4 protein-coding genes are annotated in these 3,766 nt (G+C 76.8%); 3 read left to right on the top strand and 1 reads right to left on the bottom strand.

Annotated features, from left to right (window positions below):
• Positions 1-133 precede the first annotated feature (133 nt).
• Complete coding sequence (locus ACFWDO_RS21235; protein ID WP_380326901.1) at positions 134-1,300, top strand: sensor histidine kinase; 1,167 nt, start codon at positions 134-136, stop codon at positions 1,298-1,300.
• Positions 1,301-1,404: 104 nt separating this feature from the next.
• A complete protein-coding gene (locus ACFWDO_RS21230) occupies positions 1,405-2,061 on the top strand; it encodes a response regulator (protein WP_380326898.1) in 657 nt (218 codons plus the stop codon).
• 13 nt (positions 2,062-2,074) lie between these two features.
• Here the strand turns inward: ACFWDO_RS21230 and ACFWDO_RS21225 are convergent, their stop codons facing one another.
• Positions 2,075-2,725: a DNA-binding response regulator gene (locus ACFWDO_RS21225; RefSeq protein WP_380326895.1), complete on the bottom strand. Its 651-nt coding sequence runs from the start codon at positions 2,723-2,725 to the stop codon at positions 2,075-2,077.
• A gap of 96 nt (positions 2,726-2,821) precedes the next feature.
• On the opposite strand from ACFWDO_RS21225, the gene ACFWDO_RS21220 reads away from it, so the two are divergent.
• A partial coding sequence (locus tag ACFWDO_RS21220; RefSeq protein ID WP_380326892.1) for an oxidoreductase occupies positions 2,822-3,766 on the top strand: 945 nt, incomplete at its 3' end.

Below are 3,766 nucleotides of genomic sequence, written 5' to 3'. Positions count from 1 at the left end.
CCCGTGGCGCCACCCCGCCGGGCCCCCGGAGGTCCACCGGGCTGTTGACTGGGTGTGGGGGCGCGGCGGAGCCCCATCACGGTGTCAACTGCCTGTTCGGCGCCCTGCGGGGGCGACGCCTAGCCTGGCTGGCATGACCTCGTCCGCGACGGCGCCGCCGAGCCCGTGGGTGACCGACGTGGTCCTCGCGCTGGCGTCGACGCTCGTCGTGGCGGTGGTCATCGCGGCGGACCCGGCGGGCGACGGCGACGCGGGCCCGGCCGCGTACGCGTTCGCGGCGGGGCTGGGCGCGCTGGTGCTGCTGCGCCGGTTCGCGCCGCGCACGATGCTCGTGCTCACGTTCCTGGGCGTGTGCGCCTACTACGCGCTCGGCCTGGCGCCGGTCGGCATGGTGCTGCCCGCGGTGGCGGCGCTGTACTCGGCGGCGGAGCGAGGGCGCACCGGGTGGGCGGTGGCCACCGGCGGGGTCCTCGTCGTGGTCGCGACGTACTTCCGCGTGACCGACGAGGACGTCGAGCCCGCCGCCGCGCTCACCGCCTACGACCTCGTCACCAACGTGGCGCTCACGGCGGCGGCCGTCGCGCTCGGCGTCGCCGTCCGGCTGGCGCGCGAGGCCCGCGAGCGCACCGCGCTGGTCCGCGAGCTCACGGCGGAGCAGGAGGCGCACGCCGCGCAGGAGCGGCTGCAGGCCGAGCGGCTGCGGATCGCGCGCGACCTGCACGACACCGTCGGCCACCACCTGTCGGTCGTCGCGCTGCACGCCGGTGTCGCGGACGAGGCGGTCGGGCGGGACGACGACGCGGCGCGCGGCGCGCTCGCCCGCGTCCGGGAGGCGGCGTCGGGCACCCTCGACGAGCTGCGGGCCACGGTGAAGGTGCTGCGCGAGCCCGCACCCGACGCCGCGCCGCGCGGGGCCCTCGGCCTGGCGGGTCTCGACGGTCTCGTCGCGCCGGTGCGGGCGGCCGGCGTCGACGTCGAGGTGGTCGACGCCGTCGCGCCCGGGGCGCTGAGCGACGCGATCGACGCCGCCGCGTACCGCATCGCCCAGGAGGCGCTGACGAACGTGCTGCGCCACGCGCGCGCCCGGCACGTGCGGGTCGAGGCGCGCGTCGACGACGGGCACCTGCGCCTGGCGGTGACGGACGACGGCCGCGGGTCCGGCGCAGCCCCCGGCACCGGGGCCGGCCTGGCCGGGATGCGCGAGCGCGCGGGGCTGCTGGGCGGCACGCTCACCGCGGGCGACGCGCCGGGCGGCGGGTTCGCCGTCGTCGCCGACCTGCCGGCGACGCTGCCCCGCTGAGCACAGCCGCTCGCCGCGGCAGTTCGTGCTCGGCGCGGCACCTCGAGCTGCCGCGCCGAGCGCGAACTGCCGGTCCGACGGGGCCGACCGGCCAGACTGGAGCCATGATCCGGGTGGTGCTGGTCGACGATCAGGAGCTGGTGCGCGCCGGGCTGCGTCCGCTGGCGGAGCTCGACGGCGACATCACGGTGGTCGGCGAGGCGGCCGACGGGCGCGCCGGGCTGGCGCGGGTGCGCGAGCTGCGGCCCGACGTCGTGCTCATGGACGTGCGGATGCCCGGCCTGGACGGCATCGAGGCCACCCGCGCCGTCGTCGCCGACCCGGCGCTGCGGGACGTGCGCGTCCTGGTGCTCACGACGTTCGACGAGGACGAGCACGTGGTCGAGGCCGTCCGCGCCGGTGCGGCGGGCTACCTGCTCAAGGACGTCTCCCCCGGCGACCTGCGCGCCGCGATCCGCACCGTCGCCGCCGGCGGCTCCCTGCTGTCCCCCGCGGTCACGGCGACCGTGCTGCGGGCGGTCGCGGCGTCGCCCCGGCGGCTCGACGACGGCCTCCTCGCCCGCCTCACCGAGCGCGAGCGCGAGGTGCTCGAGGGCGTCGGGCGCGGGCTGACCAACGACGAGATCGCCCGCGAGCTGTACCTCAGCCCCGCGACGGCGCGCACGTACGTCAGCCGGCTGCTCGCCCGGCTGGACGCCCGTGACCGCGCCGCGCTCGTCGTGCTGGCCTACGAGACCGGGCTGGTCACGCCGGGGCGGTAGGGCTCGGCCACGCTCAGACCAGGCCGAGCTCCCGCGCCCGCACCCCCGCCTGGAACCTCGAGGTGGCGCCGAGCGCGGCCAGCAGCTCGGCGACGCGGCGGCGGTACGTGCGCACGCCCATCCCCATGGCACGCGCCGCGGTCTCGTCCTTGACACCCTGCCCGAGCAGGTCCAGCACCTGGGGCGCGATGGCGCGGATCTCGGCGATGCGGGCGTCGAAGACCTCGAGGTCGACGGCGGACCGCCACACCGCCTCGAACAGCGACGCCACCCCCTGCACCGCCTCCGGCTGCGTGACGACGCCGTAGCTGCGGCGCCCCGCCCGGACGTCACCGGCGAGGACCGCCAGCCGGCGGTCGAAGAGGATCGTCTCGTTGACCTCCTCGGTGGTGATGCGGACGTGCGCGCCGTGCTCGTCCCGGGCGCGGACCAGTCCGCGGGCGGCCACCGGGTCGAGGAGCACGCCCGGCCGGAAGACCTTGCGCAGGCGCAGGTCGTCCTGGCGGTGCGGCGGGACGGCCTCCTGCGGGCCGTGCGTGACGACCCACGTGCCCAGGTCGTTCGCGGCGCACGAGATCTCGGTGGCGTGCGCGAACAGGTGCGCCGTGCGGGCGAGCAGCTCCTCGTCGCCCTGCACGACGGTGACGGCCTCTCCGGTTTGCATTTCTCGATCCTGCACCCGGTGGCAGGGTGCTGCCAGGGTCGGCAACAAGCTGCCATCCGCGTGATCCTCGCCGGGCCCCCGCGGAGGCTGGACGACATGACGACCTCCACGACCACCACCCCCACCGCCGCTCCCGACGCCGCCGCGGCCGGCACCTGGCAGCTCGGCGACCGCACCGTCCACCGGCTCGGCTTCGGTGCGATGCGGACCACGGGCATGCCGTGGGACGAGGCGCCCCGCGACCGCCGCGAGGCGATCTCGGTGCTGCGCCGCGCCGTCGAGCTCGGGGTGAACCACGTCGACACCGCCGCCTTCTACTTCGTCCCCCGGCGCTCCGCGAACGAGCTGATCAGCACCGCCCTCCAGCCCTACGACGAGGACCTCGTCATCACCACCAAGGTGGGGCCGAGCCGCCCGCGCGACGGCGGCTTCGAGTTCGAGCCGTACGCGCGGCCCGACCAGCTGCGCGGGCAGGTCGAGGAGAACCTCCGCCAGCTCGGCCTGGACCGGCTGGACGTCGTGAACCTGCGCTGGGGCGTCGGACTGGAACCCGCGGGCGGGTCGGTGGCCGAGCACGTGGGTGCCCTGGCCGACCTGCGCGACGCCGGGCTCGTGCGGCACGTCGGGCTGTCCAACGTCTCGGTCGAACAGCTCGACGAGGCGCTGGAGATCACCCCCGTCGTCTGCGTGCAGAACCGGTACGGCCTCACCGAGCGGGACGACGACGGCCTGCTCGCCCGGTGCGGCGAGCTCGGCATCGCGTTCGTGCCGTTCTTCTCCATGGGAGCGGCGGTGCCCGGGGCGGTCCCCGGCGGCACCGCGGACGAGACCGGCGCCGCGCGGGTGGCCGCCGTCGCCGCGAAGCACGGCGCGACGCCGGCCCAGGTGCGGCTGGCATGGACCCTGCACCGCGGGTCGCACGTGCTCGCCATCCCCGGCACCGGCGACCTGGAGCACCTGGAGCAGAACGTCGCCGCCGCGGCGCTCCGGCTGACCGACGACGACCTCGCCACGCTCGACGGGATCGCCCCGCCGGCGGAC

This window comes from Isoptericola sp. NPDC060185 (assembly GCF_042728595.1).
Lineage (GTDB): Bacteria > Actinomycetota > Actinomycetes > Actinomycetales > Cellulomonadaceae > Isoptericola.
Note: the sequence above shows the minus strand (reverse complement) of the source record. Positions and strands in the feature narration are given on the sequence as shown.